Source organism: Aquimarina agarilytica ZC1 (genome assembly GCF_000255455.1).
Taxonomy (GTDB): domain Bacteria; phylum Bacteroidota; class Bacteroidia; order Flavobacteriales; family Flavobacteriaceae; genus Aquimarina; species Aquimarina agarilytica.
In genome coordinates this window covers 101,616-120,456 of sequence record NZ_JH621255.1, presented here as the reverse complement: position 1 = coordinate 120,456, position 18,841 = coordinate 101,616, and the positions used below count along the sequence as shown (strand labels likewise).

The window sequence follows — 18,841 nt, the reverse complement described above, 5'->3', positions numbered from 1 at the left end:
GAAGAGCGTGGAGGAGCCACCGATTTGCGTTCATCGCGTTTTATGCGTATGTATGTAACTGGATTTCAGGAGGAAACATTGTTGCGTTTAGGGACATTGGATTTGGTAAGGAGTAATTACCGAAGGTATGATGTGGTTTCGCAAAATGGAATTGATACCGAAGGCTTGAACGTGAGTAGAGAAGGCTTGGCGGATGGTGCGGTTGATCCAACGCAGTTTACAGCATCATCGGTAAGTATTGAAGAGAATCCAGACTATAAAACTCCTCCAGGGATTGTTAGGGAGCAGTTAAATAATAACAACACGATTTTGTCGCAAGATGAACGCTCATTAGCCTTAACGGTTGATCAGCTAGAAGGACAAGATGGTAGGGCAGTATTCAATAATTTTAATATAGACATGCGACAGTATGAAAATTTAGAATTATTTATTCATGCTGAAGATTTACCAGGTCAAGACATTCTTCAAAGTGGAGAGGTTAGTGCGATAGTGCGTATAGGTAATGATTTTACCGATAATTTTTATCAAATAGAACTTCCTTTGACAGTGAGTCAAGGAGTCTCTCAAAGTCAGTTATGGCCTGAGGCGAATAATTTTGATTTGCCATTAGATTTATTGCAAAAAATTAAGGCAAGGGTAAAATCATTAACGGCTATTGAGCGTCAAAATTTATTGTTTTTTAATCAAAATTTTGACCGTATTAGCGAAACTGACAGAGTTGGTTTAGGTGAGCTGAAAATTGGAATCAAAGGAAACCCTAGTTTTGGAAACGTACGGGTATTGATGTTGGGGGTAAAGAATAATTTAGCGGCAAATAATGCTTCTAATAACAGAAGCGCTCAAGTATGGTTTAATGAAATGCGCCTGAGTGGACTTCGAAACCAAGGAGGTTGGGCAGCTGTAGCTAATGTAGATACCAATATTGCTGATTTTGCTAATATTACTGCTTCGGGTCGATTGAGTACTATTGGTTTTGGAGGTGTAGAGCAAGGTCCTAATGAGCGTAGTACCGATGATCTTAAGCAATATGATTTTACTACAAGTGTGCAGTTAGGACAATTGTTTCCTAAAAAATGGGGCTTCCAAATTCCGGTGACTTACAGTAGAGGTGAGGAGTTAATTACGCCGCAATATGACCCTCTGGATCAAGATTTATTATTGGAAGATGTGTTGAATAGCGCTGGAGCAAATAGGGATGAAGTTGAAGAGCGTTCTACAGATTATACCAAAAGACAAAGTATTAGTTTAATTGGATTGCGTAAAGAACGTGTGGGCGAAAAGAAGCCTATGCCTTATGATATCGAAAACTTAAGTTTTTCTACTACTTATAACCAAACAGATCACCGTGATTTTGAAATTGAAAAATCATTAGATCAAAGTTTTAATGCAACTGCAACTTACAATTACAGCTTTGTGCCGTGGAATATTGAACCACTTAAAAAAGTGAAATTGTTAAGTAAATCAAAACATTTGAAGTTTTTAAAGGATATTAATTTTAATCCATTACCAACAAATATAAGTGTTACTTCGGGTTTAAATAGACGCTTTAATAGTCAGAAATTTAGAGATATTTCTCTAACCCCTGGGAGTATTGAAATACCAGCACTAAAGCAACGTAATTTCTTGTTCGATTGGCAGTACGCATTAAATTACAATTTAACCAAGTCGTTTAATTTTAACTTTACCTCTTCGGTAAATCGAATTGTACGAAACTATTTAGATGCGGATAATAATGTAATAGACAATATTGGAATTTGGGATGGATTAACAAATATTGGTGATCCTAACAATCATAATCAAAGTTTGCAAGCCAATTACGAGCTGCCTTTTAAAAAGTTTCCAGCTTTAGCCTTTATAAAATCAGCGTATTCCTATACAGGGAACTTTCAATGGCAAAAGGGGAGTGATATTTTTAGAAGTTTGACCGAAACCGAAATAGAAAGAGACCCAGTGACTGGAGAACAAGTAGAAGTACAAGTGGCTATTCCAGATCAAGGAAATACCATCCAGAATTCTAGTGTACACCGTTTAAACACTTCATTGGATCTATCTAAATTTTACAAGGGTATTGGTTTAGTTAAAAAGACATCAAACCAAAAGAAAAAGAAACGTAAAAAGAAGAAAAAGGATTCATTAGGTGTGGCTAATGTAAAAGTGGCTCCTAGAACTATTGCGAGTCGTAAAAAAATTAACTCGAAAAATTTAAGTACTAAAAATAAGATTTACAATGCAGGTGTAGGGATTGTAACTTCATTAAAAAGGTTAAATATTAATTTCCAAAATGATTCGGGAACGGTATTGCCTGGTTATACGAATGATATTGGTTTTCTTGGAACTTTAAAACCTTCGTCTGGTTTTGTTTTTGGAGGTCAGGCCGATGTAAGACAGGAAGCAGCTCGTAGGGGTTGGTTAACTTTTTATGATGAATTTAATCAGCAATATCAAAATAGAACAGCAAACACCTTAGATATTCAAGGTACGGTGGAGCCTTTTAAGAATTTTAAAATTGATATTACAGCTAACAGGGCTAAGTCAAGTACCTATACCGAAAATTATAGAGTGGATGAGATCATAGATGGACAGTTTGAGTATAATTCACTTACTCCTAATACGTATGGGAACTATAGTATTTCAACGGTATTGATTAGAACGGCATTTCAAAAAAGTGATGAAAATACCTCACAAGCATTTGAAGAATTTAAAGCGAATAGGCTGAAAATAGCAAACAGATTGGCTGGGCCAAATACGCCAAGAGCAAAAGATGCTGAAGGGAATGACACCGTTTATCCTGAGGGTTATGGTCCAAATAATCAAGCAGTGTTGTTGCCTGCATTTTTGGCAGCATATTCGGGTAAAAGTGCCGATAATATTAGCCTAGGAGCTTTTAGAGATGTGCCTTTGCCTAATTGGAGTATGAAGTACACTGGGTTTATGAAAATGAAGTGGTTTAAAAAACGTTTTAAACGTTTTTCATTGGCACACGGTTATCGCTCGGACTTTACGGTGAATCGTTTCCAGTCTAATTTAGAATTTAATGCTAACGATGTTGGTGCGGAACGATTAGATCAAGGAGGAAATGTGAAAAATGAATTGCTTTTTGGAAATGTGAATTTGACTGAGCAGTTTAGCCCTTTGTTGAAAGTTGATTTAGAAACCAAAAGCTCCATCAAAGTCTCTACCGAAATAAGAAGAGACCGTGCTTTGTCATTTAGTTTTGATAATAGTTTGTTAACCGAAGTTAGAGGGAATGAGTATGTAATAGGGCTAGGTTACCGTGTAAAGGATATTTCATTTGCAACCCGTTTAGGGAGTACAAGTGGAAGAAGAAGGGTAATAAAAAGTGATTTGAATTTAAAGGCAGATTTATCATTACGTCAAAATGAAACAGTGATTAGAAATTTAGAAGTGGACAATAGTCAGGTAACTTCGGGTCAGGATATTTATAGTTTGAGATTGACTGCCGATTATGCTTTGAGTAAAAACTTAACCGCTTTATTCTTTTACGATCATACCTTCTCTCAGTTTTCTGTATCTACAGCTTTCCCACAAACAAACATTCGAAGTGGATTTACATTAAGGTATAACTTTGGGAATTAACATGTAGCTTTCAATTAGTATTTACAGGAGGATTTACTTTTTTGACAGTACGGAATCGAATAGTATAAGGGAATCAATTTTCTTAAAAAAATGAAATAGTTAATTGAATAAATTATATTAATGTTTAATTTGCAGTATCGACTAAGTGGGAACAAATGTTTGTCATTTGTTGATGTATAGAAAAATAATATTGAAAATAAATTAAAGTATTTTATGGAATTTCCTTCAGAATTAAAGTATACAAAGGAACACGAATGGGTAAGTATTGATGGTGATGTTGCGACCATTGGGATAACTGATTTTGCGCAAAGTGAACTAGGTGATATTGTATATGTGGAAGTAGAAACACTTGATGAGACTTTGGATCAAGATGAAGTTTTTGGAAGTGTTGAGGCGGTGAAAACAGTGTCAGATTTGTTTTTGCCTCTTTCGGGAGAAATTATAGAATTTAATGAAGGGCTAGAAGATGACCCTGAACTTGTGAATACAGATCCTTATGGGAAAGGCTGGATGATTAAGTTGAAAATTAGCGATACAAGTCAAATAGAGGGATTAATGTCTGCTGATGATTATAAAGCATTGGTAAATGCGTAAAGCATTGGCTTTTGTGGCTTATGCCTATGTGGTATTTATTTTAGTAGCATCTTTATCAAAATTTGTTATTGGAGTGTTACCGGGTAAAGTACCTAATAGTGATAAATATGCGCATGCAATAGCCTATATGTTATTTGTAATTATATGGGGAGCTTATTTAAGTAGTAGATTAGAAATTGAGTCAAAAGCCAATTTTATAAAGCAACTAATCAAAGCTTTTTTTTTAGGAGTAGTTTTAGGAGTGCTTATGGAAATCGCACAATGGTTATTAACATCCTACAGGCAATTTGATGTGTTTGATATGTTAGCAAATACAGTTGGAGCTGCATTTGGCTTGTTAATAATGCGATTATCATTAAAATATTTCAGTTTAATGAAAAAAAGTGGGTTTTAGATTTTTTTATTCCTTAATAAATTAGCTATTTTTACTCACGACTAACGAATAGATCTTATGAATTTAAAAAAGAATCCAAAAGCTGACCTAAGAAGCAAGAGTACGCTCTTTTTTCAAGTAGGTTTAATATTGGTTTTGTTATTGACATGGGGAGGTATTGAATACAAAACCTACGACCGTCAAATAATAGAAGAGGAAGACTTTGAACTTGTTGTTGAAGAAGAGGAAGATATTCCGATTACAAAAATGGTTTTTAGAAAACCGCCACCACCGCCACCACCGCCACCATCAATTGAAATTATTGAAGTGATCGATGATAAAGAACCAGAACCAGAAACTGTTTTTGAAGAAACTGATGTGGAAGAGGAAGAAGATATTCCAGATGAAGTTCCTGACTTTACAGCCGATGAAGGTGATGGAGAAGAGGAAATCGGTGATGTTCCATTTGCTTTAATTTCTGAGTCACCTACGTTTCCTGGTTGTGAAAAAGAACGCGGAAATGCAGCCAAAAAGGCTTGTATGGAAAAGAAGATACAGAAATTTGTAAACAGAAAGTTTAATACGGATCTTGGTTCAGAGTTAGGTCTTTCTGGAGTACAACGTATTTTTGTAATGTTCAAAATTGATAAAAAAGGTGATATTGTTGATGTAAGAGCAAGAGCACCACACCCAAGGTTAATGAAAGAAGCACAAAGAGTAGTTTCTTTATTGCCTAAAATGAAACCGGGTAAACAAAGAGATAAAACAGTTGGTGTATTGTATAATTTGCCAATCACATTTAGAGTGGAGGATTAATTAACTGTCTTCTCATTGAATATAAAGAAAGACTATCTGTAAAGATGGTCTTTTTTTATTTGCTATGATTTTATAAATTAAAATGAGTTGGGAAAGTAAACTAGTCTTCTTAAATAATTGCTGTAATCTAGTATAAACAGTAAGGCAGTGGGGAATCAGAAGTCAAGTATTTACTGTGTAAAGTCGATGGGTTAAAATTAGTTTGTTTTAAGTGGTAGTTCGTATTATATACTACAATTGTTAATACCTGTGAGAAATATTGTAGGTAAGGTTTTTATAGGCTATCTTTGCACCTCAAAAAAAAGACCAAATATTCGCCTATTTTGAGTGTTGTAGAAATTCAAGAAGCCAAAGTCTCTTTTGGAGCAGATTTTAAAGAAATAACTAAAGTTCGTTTAGCGATAAGTGTAGTTTTTTCTGCTGTTGCGGGTTATTTACTTGCAGCCGATACGGTGATTTTTTTAGAGTTGTTTATTTTGGCCATAGGGGGTTATTGTATGGTAGGTGCTTCCAATGCATTTAATCAAATTATTGAACGCGATTTAGATGTTTTAATGAAGCGCACAAAAAACAGACCCATTCCTTCGGGGAGAATGTCTGTAAATACGGCTTTTACAATAGCGGTTATACTTACCATAGTAGGCTTGACATTATTGTATTATTTGAATCCCAAAACAGCCATGTTTGGGGCAATTTCTATATTCTGTTATGTTAGTTTATATACGCCATTAAAAACGAAAACACCTTTAGCTGTTTTTGTTGGCGCTATACCAGGAGCTATTCCCTTTATGTTAGGTTGGGTAGCCGCTACGGGCGAATTTGGAATAGAACCAGGGACCTTATTTATGATTCAGTTTTTTTGGCAATTCCCTCATTTTTGGGCTATAGGCTGGTTTCTGTTTGATGATTATAAAAAAGGAGGTTTTTTTATGCTTCCCACAGGAAAAAAAGATAAGACTACTGCAGTACAAATAATCATTTATACCATTTGGACCATAGCCTGTTCATTAATTCCAGTTTTTGGAAAAACGGGAGCCTTGGAAATAAGTGTGGTATCTGGAATTTTAGTATTTGCACTAGGGATGTATATGCTTAAGGAGGCAATTAATTTATATAAGGTACGAACAGAACAAGCTGCAAAAAAGCTAATGTTGGTAAGTGTACTTTATATAAGTGTGCTACAAATAATTTATGTAGCCGATAAATTTATAACGCAATGGATTTAACAGAAGGAACATTTCAAGAAAAAAATGAACGCGCCAAAATTAGCATGATGTGGTTTGCTATGATTAGCATGTTTATGACCTTTGCAGGTTTGTTAAGTGCGTATATTGTGAGTAGTAAACGTGAGGACTGGTTAGTAGACTTTCAGTTGCCAAATGTATTTGTGATAAGTTTAGCTACTATTTTTTTAAGCAGTATTTGTTTTTACTTAGCTAAAAAGGCAGTTATAAACGAACAAAAACAATTAGCAACAACAATGTTATTTGCCACTTTTGTTACTGGTGTGTTGTTTGTGTGGTTACAATTTAAAGGTTTTGGTGAAATTTTAAATTTGAATTTACATCCAACAGGAGGTGCTTCAAACGTGAAAACATCGTTTATTTATATTATTGTTTTTGTGCATTTGTTACATATTTTAGGTGGTTTATTGGTGCTTACGGTTACTGTAAAAAATCATTTAAAGGATAAGTATAGTAAAAACAATCATTTAGGAATTACTTTAGCAGGAATGTATTGGCATTTTGTAGATGTATTATGGGTATGTCTCTTTTGCTTTTTATATTTCATGAGATAATAAATTTCCTTACTTTTGTCGAATAATTAACTAATATAACTAGTAATATTACTTATGGATACAACTGTTATTAAAACAGGTACTGAAGGTAACGCTTGGGGAGGCGATAGTCAGCCCTTAAAAGTGAGCTATGGTAAAATGATGATGTGGTTCTTCATATTATCTGATGCCTTAACATTTTCAGGATTTTTAGCTGCTTATGGTTTTTCAAGATTTAAATTTATAAATTCATGGCCAATTGCCGATGAGGTGTTTAATCACTTCCCATTTTTGCATGGCGTAGATGCACCAATGTATTATGTGGCTTTAATGACGTTTATTCTTATTTTCTCTTCTGTAACTATGGTGCTAGCTGTGGATGCAGGTCATCAAATGAAAAAGAATAAGGTAGCGATCTATATGTTTTTAACTATTATAGGGGGTATTATATTCGTTGGTTCTCAAGCATGGGAGTGGAAAAACTTTATTAAAGGAGAATACGGTGCAATTGAAACCAAAGGAGGTCAAATTTTACAGTTTGTTGATAAAGATGGACATCGTGTAAAATTAGCTGATTTTGTAACTGCGGCTCCTGCAGAAAGAGTACAGCATCAACGTAAAAATGGACTGTGGTATGAAGGTGAGAAAGAATTACCAACATATACTGTTCAAGATGTTATAGCAGGTTTTAAGAAACGTTCTGATTTATTAATAAGAACACAAATACTTACTGAAGAAGGTGAAAAGACAGTCTTGTCTAGAGCAGCTTCAATGGATAAATTAACGAACAGTGCTGTTGGTGTAGTTGAAGGCGCGAACTTGATAAAGAATGAGTATGGAAGTACATTGTTTGCCAACTTTTTCTTTTTCATTACTGGTTTCCACGGTTTCCACGTATTTTCAGGTATTGTACTTAATATCATTATTTTCTTTAATGTATTATTAGGGACGTATGAAAAGCGTAAGAGTTATGAGATGGTTGAAAAAGTGGGGTTATACTGGCACTTTGTCGATCTAGTTTGGGTATTTGTATTTACATTCTTTTACCTAGTTTAATAATAAAGTTTTTTAAGGGAAGTCATCATGGCACACGAAATAGGACATCACGAATCGAATACAAAAAGAATTTGGAAAGTATTCACCATATTATCAATAGTAACAATTGTTGAGGTTATTTTAGGTATTATAAAGCCTGAAGCTTTAAATGCTAAAGTGGCATTTATGAAATTGTTAAACTGGATATTTATTATTTTAACATTATATAAGGCGTATTTAATTACTTGGGCATTTATGCACATGGAGGGAGAAACCAAAGGCTTACGTAGGTCTGTTGTTTGGACAGGGATCTTTTTGATATGTTACCTAATGTTTATTCTGTTGACAGAAGGGGATTATGTATTTGAAGTATACAAAAGCGGTTACAAAAGTTGGGATTTTTAATCCAAATTATATAAAATATTTTATAAAAAAAAGCTATCTCATTATGTGAGGTAGCTTTTTTTTGTAGTCATTTTCGTGCTTAATTATTTTTTAAATTGTTCACTTCATTAGTTAATCGTTGCATGGCTAGTTGAAGTTCGTGAATAGTGGCTGTTTCTCCAATAGAGTGAATATCAAAACTGAGTTTACTGGTCACTTCCCATACTTCTTGTATATCATTGATATCAATGTTTATTTCAGGGTAGGAAGGGTTTAGTGAGATCAATTTAATGCTAGTATGATCAGTTTGTTTGTGGAGTTCTTTTACAAGTACACTGTCTTTTAAAACAACCACACAAATACGTTGGTTACTTAAGTTATTAATGGAATCAGTAGCCTTAGCAATTACCCATTCGTTAGGTTTTAAATGAGGATACATGCTATCTCCTTGTACTTGAAAGCCTCTAAAAGTAGCATTTCTATATTGAGGTAATGGAAAATCAAATGCAGGTAATTCTGTAAACCAATGCCTATCCTGAATATTAGTTGGGTAGCCAGCAGCAGCTTTGGCATCAACAAGAATCATATTTTCGTTTTTTTCAGAATTCAGAGTGATAAGCTTAGGGCTCGTGTCTTTTTGAATGGTATTAGCGTTTTTTATAGCGCTAAAACCATACAACCATAGTGGATTAATGTTACAATGTTGTATCAGTTTTACAAGTGTATATCCGGTTATTTTAGTGCGTCCACGCTCTATATCGGCAATGTTATTTTTAATTCCTAGTTGCGTTGCAAATTCCTTTTGTGTAGCACCTTCGCTTTCACGTATTTGTTTGAATCTTTTAGCGGCAAGTGTATTTGAATTTTCCATGACACTAAAATACTAAAATTGGATTTATTCCAATAATAAAAAAGTTTAAATCTTTAATAATTGGAAATAATCCATATATTTGTAATAAATCCAATTATAATCATTCTTTTTATGTCTGTAGCATTGTGTCCAAATCCAGTTGAATTAAAGGTAAAGCATTCGTTGAATAATGTTTCAGAAGCTTTAGTAAAGCTTGAAAATAGAATCGGAAAAAGTGAATTAGCAATTTATGATTTCAAAAAAAATAATATACATCTAAAGAGTCAATTTGATCTTTTTTCAGAGGAATTGCAATTAGGGATACGCGTAAAAGCCTATTCATGTTTTTTTGAAGAAACAGAAAATCAAGCTCAAATAGAACTTAATAATTCCTCATGTTTAGGAGTTAGGGAGTTAGTAGTTAGTGATTATCAAGTGATCATTGATGCGGATGAGGTTATTCGCTATTTAAAGTGTCAACTTTTCTTAAAAACAAAGCGACAAATGAATGCCTAAAATGATGAATTTTAACAGTTATATTTTTTTAAAGGTGTATTTTGTGGATGAAATACGCTATTGGTAGATAAAAGTAGCTTTTTTTAGTTTTTTGTTAAATTTTTGGCTCTTAAAAACGTTATATTTGAAGTACTAATATCTAACATTTACCCTATGAAAAAATTAATTTTAGGAGTAGCTGCATTATCTTTAATGTTTGCAACTTCATGTAGAGAGACTGCAAAAAAAGCAGAAAATGCTGCTTCAGAGGTAGGTAACGCTGTTGAAAATGCAGCAGAAGCTACAAAAGACGCAGCTGGAAATGCGGTTGATGTAGCAGGAAATGCTATTGAAAATGCTGCTGATGCAACAAAAAATGCAGCTGGTAACGCTGTAGATGCAGCAGGAAATGCGGTTGAAGCAACTAAAGATGCCGCTGGTAATGTTGTGAACTCTGCAAAGGACGCAGCAGGAAATGCTATTGATGCAGCAGGAAACGCAGTTGAAGCAACTAAAGATGCCGCTGGTAATGTTGTAAACTCTGCAAAGGATGCAGCAGGGAATGCTGTTGATGCAACCAAAGATGCTGCTAATAATGCTGTTAACGCAACTAAAGATGCTGCTAATAAATTACATGGTGATCACGGTCACGATCATTAATAGTAGTAAACTATTATAAGTAAAAAGACTGATTTTTAAATCAGTCTTTTTTTTGTTTTAGATGGAATGTATAAATCAATCGTATTATACGATTTGTGGATATTTATATGCGAAATGTTTTTTCGTTAATTGTATTAAATATTTGATCCTTTTAATAGTAAGCTAGCGGTAGCAGGGTTTGTAGCTAAGGGAACATCGTAAACATCACATAGACGCATAAGCATAAAAATATCGGGTTCATGTGGGTGTTTTGCCAAGGGGTCTCTAAAAAATAATACCATATCAACCTTGTCTTCGGCAACTAGAGCTGCAATCTGAGCATCACCTCCAAGTGGTCCAGACTTTAAGGCATTTACTGTGAATCCGGCTTTAATGGCTTTTTGACCAGTAGTTCCTGTTGAAATTAAATCTACTTCTTTTTTTATAAGTATATCTTTATGTGTATTTAAAAACTGAACCATTTCAGCTTTTTTACCATCGTGAGCTATAATTGCAATTGTCATGTTTTTGAATACTTAGTGTTAAACTTATAACGGGAGTATGCGTTTGGCATATCTAAATGATTTAGCCCAATAATTTGTGCTTAATGAGGACTCTATAACTCCTTTTGAACTACTGGAGTGAATAAAAAAGATAGTATTTTCGCTTACTTTTGAAACTACTCCGACATGGTTGATTCTTTTAAAAGATTTTCCTGTTTTAAAAAAAACTAAATCCCCTTTTTTAATGTGTTGTCGTTTAACTGGTTTTCCTTTTGTGGACATGGCGGCAGAAGTTCTAGGAAGTACAATGTTTTCTTTGCCAAAGGACGTATATACCAAACCAGAACAATCCATACCTCTTTTGGTAGTACCTCCGTATTTGTAGCGTGTGCCTATATAGCTTTTTGCATGTTGTACTATGCGAATAGCTTTAGGATTAATAGAAGATTTTCTGTGGCTAGAATTGCTTTTTTTTAATGAACCACATGAGGTGAGTGATATTAGGAGACTAATTAGAAGGAATACTTTTGTTTTCATTTTAAAGATTTGATAATTAAATCGGCAGTTTTTTTACTTGCACCTGTGCTTCCTAATTTAAGTTCTAATTCATAATAGTTTAAAAATAAAGAAGTTCTTTTTTCAGGATTAGATATAATGTCAAATGCTGCTTTTAAATTTAAAGGCGTAAATTCATGTTGAATTAGTTCTTTAACAACAGGTGCATCCATAACGAGATTTACTAATGAAATGTATTTTAATTTGATGATTTTTTTGGCAATAGCATAGGAAATAGCTCCTCCTTTGTAACAAACTACTTGTGGAACTTTGAATAGTGCAGTTTCCAATGTAGCTGTACCCGATGTTACTAAAGCGGAATAAGCTATACTTAGAATGTCATAAGTACGATTAGGAATTAATGTGACAGATTTGTTTCCAATAATACTGTTATAAAATGCTTCTTCTTGACTAGGAGCGCCAGCAATAACAAATTGAAATTGCGGGTAATGATCTGGAAGGCTAAGCATGATTTCCAGCATTTTAGTAATTTCTTGTTTTCTACTTCCTGGTAATAGGGCAATAACGGGGCGCTCATCTAAATTGAATTCATTTCTAAATTTTTGATCATCAATTTTTGGAAAATTAGCAATAGCATCAATTAAAGGGTGTCCTACATAATGAACGGGATAGTTATACGAATTGTAAAAATCTTTCACAAAAGGTAGAATCACATACATGTGGTCAACAGTAGCTTTTATAGTTTTTACTCTGCTGGCACGTGAGGCCCATACTTGTGGGCTAATATAATAATGAGTGTTGTAGCCTTTGGGTTTAGCCCATTTGGCTATTCTTAAATTAAAACCCGAGTTATCAATAAAAATGAGCGCATCGGGTTTAAAAACAGCTATATCTTTTTTGCAAAATTTAATAAAGCCTAAAATTTTAAAAAGGTTTTTAATAATTTCTGCAAACCCCATAAAGGCTCTTTCTTTATAATGTGTCACTAAAGAACCACCGGCAGCCTCCATTAAATCGCCACCCCAGCATCTGATATCAGCAGAAGGATCCCCTTTTTTAAGTTCTTTAATTAAATTAGAACCGTGTAAATCTCCTGAAGCTTCTCCTGCGATAATGTAATACTTCATAATATTAAGCAAACTTTTTATAAACGATATATATAGCTACAATAAAAGTAGCAATCATTACTCCTCTGGCTTGATAGTTTTTATGCTGCTTTAAAAATAAAAAAAAGGCAGGGATGTTAAGTAAGGCACCAGCAGCTAAAATTGCTCCAATTACATTCTCTTCAAAAGCGGCTTCAATGGTGGTTTTTATAGTCATGTCCGAAAAACCGATAATCCATAAAATGCTACCTAATGCTGTGGCAATAAAGCCAACCAATACTCCTGTTAGTACAGGTTTTATAGCGCTGTTATTCATTTAAATTCCATGTGTTTAATTCTTGAATATAGTGATGTGCGGTAAGGTCAAATTGAGTGGGAACCACAGAAATATAACCATTTGCTAAAGCCCATTCATCTGTGTCTTCGCCTTTATCTTCATTTACAAATTTTCCGGTTAGCCAATAATATTCACGGCCCATAGGGCTTGTTCGTTTATCAAATTCCTCTTCCCAATGTGCATTAGCTTGTCGGCATACTTTGATGCCTTTTATTTCACTAGTTTTTAATACCGGTATGTTCACATTTAATACCACGCCTTTAGGTAGTCCATTTTGTAAAACTTGATTTACAATTGATAAAATAAATGAGCGACAATGAGTGAAATCAGCTTTCATACTATAGTCAAGTAATGAAAACCCAATAGCTGGAATGCCTTCAATACCCGCTTCAACGGCAGCACTCATGGTTCCCGAATAAATGACATTTATGGCAGCGTTGGATCCATGATTGATTCCACTTACACACAAGTCTGGTTTACGTTTCAAAATTTCGTGTGTGGCCATTTTAACACAATCAACTGGGGTGCCCGAACAACTATATTCTTCTTGTGGAGCATCGGGGTCAATAACTATTTTATCACAATATAAAGTTTCGCTAATAGTTATGGCATGACCTTTGGCGCTTTGCGGGCTATCAGGTGCCACAACTAATACATCGCCAATACTATTCATTATTGATATTAAAGTACGTATACCTGGTGCTGTTATACCATCATCATTGGTTACTAATATTAAAGGTCTTTTTTTGCTCATAATGAAAATTAGTTGAGTGGTAAAAATACAGTTTTTTACTTCGATTTGTGTAATGGCGAATTATAATGAGCGTCATATATATAACAAATCTATTATTTTGACCCTTGTAAGGAAATATTACTTGTTTATGGTATAAGTTTTGAATAGGTTATTTATTGAGAGATTTCAATTTATTGATTATTAAATTAGCATACAGTATTTTAGGACTCATCAATAAATGCTATAATTGATGATTTTATAGATTTTTATTAAAAACTAATAACAAGTGTGAAAAATGGCACAATTATTAGTTGTATATTCACATTTAACTTTAATTTACAGAAAATTTACTTTGCTTTAATTAGCTTAGGATAAAACAGAGAGAGATTGATGAAAAAAAGTGTAATAATTTTATTGCTTGGAGTGATGGCAGGAGTTGCCTCATGTAGTTTTACGCCCAAAAGTGATTCTGATCCTGACCGAAATAAATTGTTAATTGATTTAATATCGTTTGTGTTAGAAAAGGCTCATTTTGATGCGCGAAAAATAGACGATAGTTTTTCAAAAGAGGTTTTTGAAGATTATATAGAGGCTTTAGATCCACAAAAAAGATATTTTTATGATTCGGATATTGTAGAATTTAAGAAATATGAGAACTTAATAGATGATCAAATTAGGGATAAGGATTTAACATTTTTTAACCTTACCTATGATCGTTTAAGTATGCGTGTAAATGAAGTGAAAGCTTTGTATGGTGACCTTTTAAAAAAACCTTTTGATTTTAACGAGGAAGAGACTATTGATACAGATTATGAAAAATTGTCTTATGTATCTTCAAAAAGAGAAATGCGTAAAAGATGGTACAAGCGATTAAAATTTAGTACGCTAAGTACTTATTATGACAAGCTGGAAGAGCAAAAGCAAGACAAGGAAAACAAGGTAAAGAGTGAAGATAAAACTGATGCTGAACTGGAAGAAGAGGCAAGAGAAGTAACTAAAACTTCGATTAAAGAATATTTTGATTTTACTGATGATTTAGATGCAAAGGATTGGTTTTCTGTTTACATAAATTCCATTGTAGAATCTTTTGATCCGCACACTTTTTATTTTGCACCTAAGGATAAAGATCGTTTCGATATTTCAATGTCTGGAAAGTTAGAAGGTATTGGAGCGCGTTTGCAAAAGAAAAATGAAAATATTAAAATAGTTGAAGTGATATCAGGTGGACCAGCTTGGAGAGGTGAAGAGGTCGAAGTAGGAGATATTATTTTAAAAGTAAAGCAAGAAGATGAAGAAGAGCCAGTGAGTATAGTCGGCATGCGTTTAGACGATGCGGTAAGCTTAATTAAAGGTCCAAAAGGAACAAAAGTAATTTTGACGTTACGTAGAGTTGATGGGAGTATTGAAAATGTTGAAATTACAAGGGATGTGGTAGAGCTTGAGGAAACTTATGCTAAATCATCATTAATTGATAGAGGAGGAAGCAAGTTTGGTTTAGTCAATTTGCCAAAGTTTTATTTCAATATGGATGATTATAATCAGCGTAATGCGGCACTGGATGTAGAAAAAGAGATTGAGCGTTTAAAAGAAAAGAATATTGACGGATTAGTTATTGATTTGAGAAATAATGGAGGAGGATCATTAAAAACAGTAGTTGAAATTGCGGGTCTATTTATTAAAAAAGGACCTGTAGTACAAGTAAAAGCTAAGGAAAGTAAACCACAAGTGTTAAAGGATACTGATGCCTCAATTACATGGGATGGTCCATTGGTTATTATGGTTAATGAACTTTCAGCCTCGGCATCCGAAATTTTGGCAGCTGCAATGCAGGATTACCGTAGAGCTATTGTAATCGGTAGTAAGCAAACTTATGGAAAAGGAACTGTTCAAAATATAATGGACCTAAATAGATGGTTACGTAGTAGTGATGTAGGAGATTTAGGGGCGTTAAAAATAACAACTCAAAAATTTTATCGCGTTAATGGAGGCTCCACTCAATTAGAAGGAGTTAAAAGTGATGTAGTAGTACCAGACAGATATAGCTATATTGATATTGGAGAAAAAGATCAAGACAACCCACTGCCTTGGGATAAAATAGCTCCGGCAAATTATGATTTATGGTCTAATTTAATGGATTATAAAGCAATAGTAGAAAAGAGTAAACAGCGAATGGCAGAAAATAGCCAATTACAGCTTATAGAAGAAAATGCCAAATGGGTAGCAGATCGTAGAAATATATTAAAGTTTCCGATGAAGTTTTCTACATATAAAAATGAAATTGAGCAAAATGAAAATAAGATTGAGTACTTTGAAAAAATTGATGAGTACAAGTCTAATTTAAAGTTTAGTTCCTTGCCTTATGAGATTTCTTTAATAGAAAAAGATTCTGTTTTAGGTGAAAAACGTAAACGTTGGCATGAAAACCTAGTAAAGGATGTATATATAGAAGAGGCTGTTAACGTGTTAAGAGATATTCAATTAGTACATCACAATAGTACTTCGGGAATTATAAACAAATAAATTAAATGAATCAATCCACAACTTCGTTAAGTGGTTTGGCGCTCCAAAAATTTAAAAGGAATTTTTGGAGCGTTTTGAGTTTAGGGCTTATAGTGATTTGCGGATTAATTGCCTTATTTGCTTATGTTTTAGCTCCAGATAACTCACAAAATGCAAATCAAATGCACTTATCTATTCATTCAAAGCCTCCGGGTTTTAAAGTGGGTATTTTGAGTGTGCCCAATGAAACTAATAGAGCTCAATCACTAATTAGTAAATTTTTTTTCGGAAATAAAAATAGTGCATGGGAATACCCATATGAGCGACTAGCTTTTACAGAAAAAGCGGTAATTGTTCATCCTTACACAAGTGATAAGGAATTAAAAGGTGTTCCAAAAGAAATTGAACTGAGTCGTTTTCCTAAAGAAAGTACACCAAATAGTATCAAAAAGGGATATTCTCGTGAGCATACTTTTATTTTAGGTACAGATAAATATGGGCGTGATTTATTGAGTAGGTTGTTAGTCGGTAGTCGAATTTCGTTTAGTATTGGTTTTATTGCTGTACTAATTTCATTACTAATTGGAGTGCTGTTGGGAGCTTTGTCGGGATATTTTGGAGGAGTTGTTGATGCTGTTATTATGTGGGTTATTAATGTGGTTTGGTCAATTCCAACTTTGCTATTAGTTATTGCAATTACATTGGCATTAGGAAAAGGTTTGTGGCAGGTATATATTGCAGTAGGTTTAACCATGTGGGTTGAAGTAGCACGGGTAGTTCGTGGACAGGTGTTAAGTATTAAGCAACAACAATATGTAACCGCTGCAGTTACTTTAGGTTATTCACATGCACGTACATTGTGGTACCATGTGCTACCAAATAGTATTGCGCCGGTTATTGTAATTGCGGCAGCCAATTTTGCTAGCGCAATTCTTATCGAAAGTGGATTGAGCTTTTTGGGAATTGGAGCGCAACCCCCCGTACCAAGTTGGGGGTCAATGATAAAAGATCATTATTCGTATATTATTCTTGGAAAAGCTTATTTGGCTGTTGCTCCAGGTATCGCAATTATGTTACTGGTTATGGCTTTTATGCTGTTGGGTAACGGAATTAGAGATGCTTTGGATGTTAAAAGTTGATGATTATTAGTTGTCAGTTTTCGGTTTTCAGTTGTCGGTTGTGAGTTGGGGGGGGTTAACTCAAGTTTATTTCCCAAAGAGACATTAATTTCTTCTACAGTAATTTCAAACAGGAAATGGTATTATTTAATTTTATAAGTCGTTAAACAAAATGAAGAAATATTTATACCCTATACTTTTAGCAGTGGTTAGTATTGCTTTTTATTTTATTGAAAAAAAGTTAGATTCGGATTATTATAATGATTATCGAAAGGAAACTCATAATGATGCAGCAAATGCTGGTGCAGTTTTTAATTATTTGCCAACATCTACGACAGGGCAGGTAGTTAAACATGCTTATTATACGTTGTCATATAATGAAAAACATGAACAGGCGGAATGGGTGGCCTATGAGTTGCTTAAAAAACACACCGCTTATAATGATTTTAAAAGACCTTATTTTCAGGTAGACCCATTAGTGAAAACGAATTCTGCAAGTTGGCGTAATTATAAAAATTCTGGTTATGATCGCGGACATTTATGTCCTGCGGCTGATCGTCGGTTTGATAAAAAAGCCCACGATGAAACTTTTTTAACTTCAAATATATCACCACAGAAGCATGAGTTTAATTCCGGTATATGGAATGATCTTGAAAAAAAAGTGCGTTATTGGTTAAAAAAGGATAAGCAGTTATTTGTGGTTACTGGGCCGGTTTTTGGAAAGTCGAAAAAAACCATTGGTAGTGAGCAAGTAACTGTACCTACCCATTTTTATAAAGTAGTGCTAAAGTATGGAAAAGGAGCTCCTAAAATGATTGCTTTTCTAATTCCCCACAATACCACTTCGCGAAAGCTGAAACAATTTGTAGTAACAGCGGATCAATTAGAAGCCTTGTTGGGAGTCGATTTTTTTTCGAAACTTCCTGATGGTGTTGAGGCTAAATTGGAGTCTAATAAAAATGTAAGTTTATGGCTACTGTAGTATAATAAATAGGTGTCGTATGGGTTATACGTGAAACACTATACACATGCGTATTTTTATATTTTTTATAACAGCTTTTTTGTCATTAACTACCCTAAAAGCTCAAGTTAAAACAAGTCCTGATTTTGAATTAGGAGGTATTGGAGGTTTTAATTTGGCTAATGTTGTGGGGGCAGATGCCAGCAATAATAATGGTCTTCGAGTTGGGTTACATTTAGGAGGCTATGCTCAATTTGATTTGCAGAATAGTTTTGGATTCCGTCCGGAATTACACCTATTTTCAGTAAAAGGAACCAGTTCTGGTGGATACAGAAGTATTTATATGGATTTTCCGTTATTAGCTACTTATGAATTGGCAGAAAGATTTAAAGCAATTGCTGGGATACAGCCATCACTATTGTTAAGTGCTAGAGTTGATGATGGTAGAGGGAGAATCAATAATCAAATCAGAAGAATTGATTTTGGCTTCGTTTTTGGAGGTTGGTAT

The 18,841-nt window shown here is 34.0% G+C and carries 20 protein-coding genes; 14 read left to right on the top strand and 6 right to left on the bottom strand.

Features of this window, described 5'->3' with window-relative positions; all coding sequences use genetic code 11:
* The 8 genes from sov to KQA_RS0207690 form a co-directional block, all read left to right on the top strand.
* A partial coding sequence (sov, locus tag KQA_RS20715) for a T9SS outer membrane translocon Sov/SprA (RefSeq protein WP_010179757.1) occupies positions 1 to 3,597 on the top strand: 3,597 nt, incomplete at its 5' end.
* 213 nt (positions 3,598 to 3,810) lie between these two features.
* A complete protein-coding gene (gene gcvH, locus KQA_RS0207720; RefSeq protein WP_010179755.1) occupies positions 3,811 to 4,191 on the top strand; it encodes a glycine cleavage system protein GcvH in 381 nt (126 codons plus the stop codon).
* The gene (locus KQA_RS0207715; RefSeq protein ID WP_010179753.1) at positions 4,184 to 4,585 is read left to right on the top strand and encodes a VanZ family protein; all 402 of its coding nucleotides are present in this window, start codon (positions 4,184 to 4,186) and stop codon (positions 4,583 to 4,585) included. Before gcvH ends, KQA_RS0207715 begins: the two co-directional genes overlap by 8 nt.
* Positions 4,586 to 4,642: 57 nt before the next feature.
* The gene (locus tag KQA_RS0207710) at positions 4,643 to 5,380 is read left to right on the top strand and encodes an energy transducer TonB (protein ID WP_010179751.1); all 738 of its coding nucleotides are present in this window, start codon (positions 4,643 to 4,645) and stop codon (positions 5,378 to 5,380) included.
* Between the two features lie 323 nt (positions 5,381 to 5,703).
* Entirely contained in the window at positions 5,704 to 6,606 is a 903-nt protein-coding gene (cyoE, locus tag KQA_RS0207705) for a heme o synthase (RefSeq protein WP_010179749.1), read from the top strand.
* Positions 6,597 to 7,178 (top strand): cytochrome c oxidase subunit 3, encoded by a 582-nt coding sequence (locus tag KQA_RS0207700; RefSeq protein WP_010179747.1) that lies wholly within the window; start codon positions 6,597 to 6,599, stop codon positions 7,176 to 7,178. Before cyoE ends, KQA_RS0207700 begins: the two co-directional genes overlap by 10 nt.
* Positions 7,179 to 7,232: 54 nt before the next feature.
* The gene (locus tag KQA_RS0207695; RefSeq protein ID WP_010179744.1) at positions 7,233 to 8,213 is read left to right on the top strand and encodes a cytochrome c oxidase subunit 3; all 981 of its coding nucleotides are present in this window, start codon (positions 7,233 to 7,235) and stop codon (positions 8,211 to 8,213) included.
* Positions 8,214 to 8,240: 27 nt separating this feature from the next.
* On the top strand, positions 8,241 to 8,597 hold the full coding sequence (locus KQA_RS0207690; protein WP_010179741.1) for a cytochrome C oxidase subunit IV family protein: 357 nt from the start codon (positions 8,241 to 8,243) through the stop codon (positions 8,595 to 8,597).
* 79 nt (positions 8,598 to 8,676) lie between these two features.
* Here KQA_RS0207690 and KQA_RS0207685 read toward each other — a convergent pair whose 3' ends face one another.
* Positions 8,677 to 9,447 (bottom strand): XRE family transcriptional regulator, encoded by a 771-nt coding sequence (locus tag KQA_RS0207685; protein WP_010179740.1) that lies wholly within the window; start codon positions 9,445 to 9,447, stop codon positions 8,677 to 8,679.
* Between the two features lie 111 nt (positions 9,448 to 9,558).
* On the opposite strand from KQA_RS0207685, the gene KQA_RS0207680 reads away from it, so the two are divergent.
* Both KQA_RS0207680 and KQA_RS0207675 read left to right on the top strand, forming a co-directional pair.
* A complete protein-coding gene (locus KQA_RS0207680) occupies positions 9,559 to 9,942 on the top strand; it encodes a hypothetical protein (protein WP_010179738.1) in 384 nt (127 codons plus the stop codon).
* Between the two features lie 153 nt (positions 9,943 to 10,095).
* Positions 10,096 to 10,581: a hypothetical protein gene (locus KQA_RS0207675; RefSeq protein WP_010179736.1), complete on the top strand. Its 486-nt coding sequence runs from the start codon at positions 10,096 to 10,098 to the stop codon at positions 10,579 to 10,581.
* A gap of 134 nt (positions 10,582 to 10,715) precedes the next feature.
* On the opposite strand, the gene KQA_RS0207670 is transcribed toward KQA_RS0207675, so the two are convergent.
* Genes KQA_RS0207670 through surE form a run of 5 tightly spaced genes read right to left on the bottom strand, consistent with a single transcriptional unit; the run spans position 10,716 to position 13,776 of the window.
* On the bottom strand, positions 10,716 to 11,084 hold the full coding sequence (locus KQA_RS0207670) for a methylglyoxal synthase (RefSeq protein WP_010179734.1): 369 nt from the start codon (positions 11,082 to 11,084) through the stop codon (positions 10,716 to 10,718).
* A 24-nt stretch (positions 11,085 to 11,108) separates the two neighbouring features.
* The gene (locus tag KQA_RS0207665) at positions 11,109 to 11,600 is read right to left on the bottom strand and encodes a C40 family peptidase (protein ID WP_010179732.1); all 492 of its coding nucleotides are present in this window, start codon (positions 11,598 to 11,600) and stop codon (positions 11,109 to 11,111) included.
* Complete coding sequence (gene lpxB, locus KQA_RS0207660) at positions 11,597 to 12,706, bottom strand: lipid-A-disaccharide synthase (RefSeq protein WP_010179730.1); 1,110 nt, start codon at positions 12,704 to 12,706, stop codon at positions 11,597 to 11,599. Before lpxB ends, KQA_RS0207665 begins: the two co-directional genes overlap by 4 nt.
* Before the next feature lie 4 nt (positions 12,707 to 12,710).
* On the bottom strand, positions 12,711 to 13,001 hold the full coding sequence (locus KQA_RS0207655) for a hypothetical protein (protein ID WP_010179728.1): 291 nt from the start codon (positions 12,999 to 13,001) through the stop codon (positions 12,711 to 12,713).
* Positions 12,994 to 13,776, bottom strand: coding sequence for a 5'/3'-nucleotidase SurE (surE, locus tag KQA_RS0207650; RefSeq protein WP_010179726.1), 783 nt, complete (start codon positions 13,774 to 13,776; stop codon positions 12,994 to 12,996). The genes KQA_RS0207655 and surE overlap by 8 nt, the downstream gene beginning before the upstream one ends.
* Positions 13,777 to 14,145: 369 nt before the next feature.
* On the opposite strand from surE, the gene KQA_RS0207645 reads away from it, so the two are divergent.
* From KQA_RS0207645 to KQA_RS18705, 4 genes are all read left to right on the top strand, one after another.
* Positions 14,146 to 16,275 carry a carboxy terminal-processing peptidase gene (locus KQA_RS0207645; protein WP_010179724.1) on the top strand — a complete coding sequence of 710 codons (2,130 nt, stop codon included), beginning with the start codon at positions 14,146 to 14,148 and terminating at the stop codon, positions 16,273 to 16,275.
* Between the two features lie 5 nt (positions 16,276 to 16,280).
* Positions 16,281 to 17,393 carry an ABC transporter permease gene (locus KQA_RS0207640; protein WP_010179722.1) on the top strand — a complete coding sequence of 371 codons (1,113 nt, stop codon included), beginning with the start codon at positions 16,281 to 16,283 and terminating at the stop codon, positions 17,391 to 17,393.
* A gap of 151 nt (positions 17,394 to 17,544) precedes the next feature.
* Positions 17,545 to 18,354: a DNA/RNA non-specific endonuclease gene (locus KQA_RS0207635; RefSeq protein ID WP_010179720.1), complete on the top strand. Its 810-nt coding sequence runs from the start codon at positions 17,545 to 17,547 to the stop codon at positions 18,352 to 18,354.
* A 46-nt stretch (positions 18,355 to 18,400) separates the two neighbouring features.
* Positions 18,401 to 18,841 (top strand): outer membrane beta-barrel protein (locus tag KQA_RS18705; protein ID WP_010179718.1); only part of this gene is annotated, 441 nt, incomplete at its 3' end.